Origin of the sequence: Campylobacter sp. RM9331, assembly GCF_020137685.1 — a bacterium.
Lineage (GTDB): Bacteria > Campylobacterota > Campylobacteria > Campylobacterales > Campylobacteraceae > Campylobacter_E.
Window position 1 is genome coordinate 1 of sequence record NZ_JACGBA010000034.1, and the last position, 4,727, is coordinate 4,727.

Genomic DNA, 4,727 nt, shown 5'->3' on the forward strand with positions numbered 1-4,727 from the left:
TTTAAAGATAGCTTCGGCTATCTTTAAAAACGCATTAAAGATTATTGCGTTAATGAATGGAGTTTTTAAGGTGCTTGTCGCCTTAAAAACTACTAGGATTATTGTAGTAATAATTGAAGTTTTTAAGGTGCTATCCTTAGCACCTTTTTTACTTCTTTAACTTTTTAAAAAACATAATCAAAAAACATTTTAAACTTTTAAGAATTTAAAGCAAGAATTTTACTTAAAACTTTATAAATTAAACATATTTAGTATAAGATAACGATTATAAAAGGAGTAAATATGAATGTAATAGTAAAGATGAATGATAATCCGCACTTTTTAAAGGCTTTAAAAGAATTAGCAAAGGCATTTAACGAGCCGATAAAGATAAAGAAAGAAAAAAGCAAATTAGATGATTTTTATAATAGTAAAGAATTTTTAGATTCTATAAAAGAAGCAAAAGAATTAAAAGCTGCGTATTTGCGTGGGGAAGTTGAATATATGGACGCTGAAAAATTCGTAGAAGAAAGCATGAAATGGTGAAGTATCAAGTAAGGGAGACTAAAGCTTACAAAACAGCCTTTAAAAAACTAAGCAAAGCTGATAAAGAATTAACAAATAAAATTATTTTAAGATTGGCAAATGATGAAGTATTAGAACCGGTTTATAAAGACCACGCTTTGCAAGGTAAATTTAAGGGCTATAGAGATTGCCATGTGAAAAACGATTTGGTGCTAATTTACGAAAAAGATAAAAATATTCTAACGCTAACTTGCATTAATATTGCAAATCACAGCAATTCATTCAAAAAATAATCTTTTTAAAAAAAATAATAGCTTAAACATAAATTTGAATTTATCATATTATTGATTTAATACTATTTAGGCTATCTCTAAATCAAAATATAAAGCTTTGGTAATAATAAAAAAATATTGATTTATATTTTTTAGTTTTTATGTGTAAATTATTGTTTTAAATTCTTTATTTTTTAATACTTAAAAAAATCAATATCAGTGAGATTTCAAGTGATTTTATGAGTAAAAAATACAATTACAATTAAATGTGTAAAAGTAACATAAAAATAACTAAACTTTTAAGAAATTTGTGGATAAAAATTATAAATCTTAGCTATCTTTACCGCTTAGTAATTTGGCAAGATTTAAGAAATGGTTTAATACAAACAATAACTTAGCAATTTAAATTTTCTTACTTTTAAAGAAAATTAAAATATTTTTATTTGAATTATTATTTTAAATTCTTTATTTTTTGTATTTAGTAATGCGAGTGAATGAATAAAGATTATTATTTATTAAATTATTTAATGGTTATTTTTGCTTCTTTATATCAAAAATTAAGCTTTGCATCATAATTTGAGTATTTAGGCGATAGAATAAATGTATTTTGAAACTCTTTATGCTTAAACTCATTAAAAAACCCAATAAATAATATTTATTGGCAAGATAAAAATATATAAAGATTTTGCACCTTTAAAATAGGTGCAAAATAAATTAAAAACTCTTTCTTAAAGTCATATTAAGCGAATAATCCACATTCAAATCACCAAAAAATGTCCTTTCAAACTCGGTCATTAGCCTTAAATTATTCGTGAAATTATAATTAAATGAAGCATTAGTTAGCATTCTTGTATCTTTTTTGCCTTCAATTTGTCTAATTACATTTAAATCTCTTATGGTTTTATCGCCGTTTTTAGCTAAATCAGCAGCAATTCCAACCCCAAATCTAAATCCAAATCTTGAATCTTCGCTACTTTGCTTACCAAAACTTAGCATTGTTTTTGTATTAAATGGAACGAATGATTTGCTTTCTAATTTTATATGCTCGGCTTTATTTTCAAGGCTAATCGCACTAACATAGCCACTAATTAGCTCAACGCTAGGCTCTAAATAATAATTATTCATATAAAATCTATTGCCTAATTCTACGCTTGCTACTACGCTTTTAGAATGATTATTCGCGTTAATATAAATTGCTTTATTATTGCCATTATTTAGCGTTAGAGTATAGTCATTTTTATAATCAACATATTTTGCAATCATATCAATATAAAAACCATTATTAAAAATAAAGCTTGAATAAAGTCCCCCACCTATGCCTTTTACTTTACCTTCTAGCATATTTTTTGTATCTAGTTTATAAATTGAATTAGTAAAGATAATTCCCGCATAAGCATTGAAATCATCCATTTCGCTAATCTTATCAGCACCGATTTGTAATTCATAATATTTGGTCTTATTATCTTTTAGATACGAACTTGCTCCACCGAAATTCCTAATCCAAATTCCACCATTTGCAACCTCATCTCTTAGCTCTCCCATACGCTTTTGCATATTGTTCCACTCTAAAACATAGTTAAAAAATGCTTGATTTAGCGTGTTTTTAGCTGTATTTATTGAACTTTCTTTCTCTCTTACGAAGAAGTATTCTTGATAATGGCCTTTTGTTTCTACATTGCTTGGATTGTTGCTAGGATTTGGGTCAAGCTCAACTATAACAGGCTCTTCTGGGTTATTTGGAGTGCTTGGCTCATCTGGTATTGTAGGCTCACTTGGGGTTGTTGGGGTGTCTGGCTTAGGCTCAACTGGTTTAGTATCAGGCTCACTTGGAGTTGTTGGAGTGCTAGGAATACTAGGTTCGCTTGGATTATTAACACTAGGCTCATTTGGATTAATAGGCTCGCTTGGAGTTGTGTCTGTGTTAGTTGGCGGAGTTGGTTTAGTATCAGGCTCACTTGGTTTATTTGGAGTGCTTGGCTCATTTGGTGTTGGGCTTGGCTCTGGTGATGGAGTAGATGGTATTTTTTCAAGATACCATTTAGCTGTGCCGTTTTCAGCATAATATTTTACATTAGCTTTAAGGTCAGCAAATACTGAATCTTCACCTTTAATACCAAAATAATTTTCAGCCACTAAAGTAGAGTTTGATAGACTTGCTAAAAGTATTTTATCATCTCCGTTTAAAAAGTCTTTTTGGATTAGCAAGGTATTTTTAGCTCCACTTGTGCTTTTGCTTATATTTAAAGCATTAGTTTTGCTTTCGTAAATATATGTTGTATTGGTTGAGTTTAGGCTACTTGCGTTTATATTTGCATTAATCATTGCACCATTAAACTCAAGGCTAGAACTATCATCAGCTGTGATTTTGCCTTTAAAATCTGTGCCATTTAAAAGGCTTAGTTTTGAATTGGTTTTCAAATCAAAATTTGAATTAATTTTGATATTTTTAGCAATGCTTTTGCCTTTTGTTACTTCTTCTTGATATTTTAGATTATTATAATAACTTTCATTAGTATCACTACCAATAGTATCATTTGCTTTTATATTTTCTCCATCAAACCTATCTATATAAGCTAAATTATCGCCAATTTTAATAGTTGAAGAAATAGAATTAATGTTTTTAATATCCACATTTGAATGTTTTAAAATATCAAGACTAGCTTTGTCTAAAGTTAGGCTAGCCATTTTATAATTTCTCTCTTCCCAATCTTCTTGGTCTAGCCTTGTAGGGGTAGTATAAACATCTCCACCGCCAGCACTTTTAATACTAGCAGCTACTTGTTCGGCTGTTTTACCAACATAACCCTTTACATATTCATGCACTACCGGATGACCTTGTAAAACTAAATTTCCGTTTTTAAATTCCATATTTTGAATATCTAAACCACCATCATAAACAGAGTATTTATCACTACTATTGTTATTTTGAACTATTTTGATATTTCCTGTAATATTTCCATGGCTAATGGTATTATTGGTTAAATTAGTTTTATTAATGCTAATTTCACTTGCTATTGTGCTAGTTATTACTGCATTATTATCACTAGCATAAAAATTATTAAGATTAATATTATTTCCATTTAAATCAAGCTTACCTGCATTATTTCCAAAATATAAATAATCTGTATTTATTTGATTTGCATTATTTATCTTTAAACTTGAATTATTAGTCATATAAATACTACCAAAAGTTGTGCCTGAAGAATTTTTAAACTCAACTTCGCCACCACCTATTCTAAGCCCTGCTTTGGGACTACTTGAATTAACTATCAATTTACCCGCACCAATTTTGTGTAAAAAATCAAATTCCGCAGTCTTTGCATAATAATTTACGACCGAATTAGCACCTATATCAAGACCGCCGTGTAAAAAGTCAAAATCCCCACTAATTGTATATTCTCCAAGATTATCGCTAAAAATCAATGCACTAGAACCTATATCTGAATTATTTTTAAGCTCTAAAGACTTTCCACCAGTAATAAATAAATCCTTATCATTAACCATTGCATCTAAACGACTTTTATATTCTGCTTCACTTACACCACTAGTGGTTCCAAAATGATGTTTAAAAGAATTATTACCTAATGTAAATGCTATTTCTTGATTTTTAGCATCTTTTAGTGTTTCAAATGTTCCTATGTTTGTTTTTTGTTTTAAGTTACTATCTAGCAATAAATCATTATTTATCATAATACTATGTTCGTCAATAAAATTACTAATGATTTGTTTATCTACCATGTGATAATTACCAAAACTACATCCTATATCCTTATCACTTTCACAATCACTAGTGCTACCAACACCAACTATATACCATTTTTTATCTGTATTATCCCAAACATATAAAGCACTACCACTATCTCCTCTAGCAACTGAGCTAGAAAAATCAAGCATTCGTTTATTTTCATTATTTGTGCTTATAATTGCATTATTTATCCTATATTCATTAGG

3 protein-coding genes are annotated in these 4,727 nt (G+C 28.7%); 2 read left to right on the forward strand and 1 reads right to left on the reverse strand.

Translation table 11 applies throughout. The features are described from left to right. The first annotated feature begins 282 nt into the window (after positions 1-282). Complete coding sequence (locus tag AVBRAN9331_RS09500) at positions 283-525, forward strand: hypothetical protein (protein ID WP_214120675.1); 243 nt, start codon at positions 283-285, stop codon at positions 523-525. Then, positions 519-797: a type II toxin-antitoxin system RelE/ParE family toxin gene (locus tag AVBRAN9331_RS09505; RefSeq protein WP_250325694.1), complete on the forward strand. Its 279-nt coding sequence runs from the start codon at positions 519-521 to the stop codon at positions 795-797. Before AVBRAN9331_RS09500 ends, AVBRAN9331_RS09505 begins: the two co-directional genes overlap by 7 nt. Before the next feature lie 693 nt (positions 798-1,490). Here AVBRAN9331_RS09505 and AVBRAN9331_RS09510 read toward each other — a convergent pair. Next, positions 1,491-4,727: autotransporter outer membrane beta-barrel domain-containing protein (locus tag AVBRAN9331_RS09510; RefSeq protein ID WP_336612905.1), on the reverse strand; the 3,237-nt coding region annotated here is incomplete at its 5' end.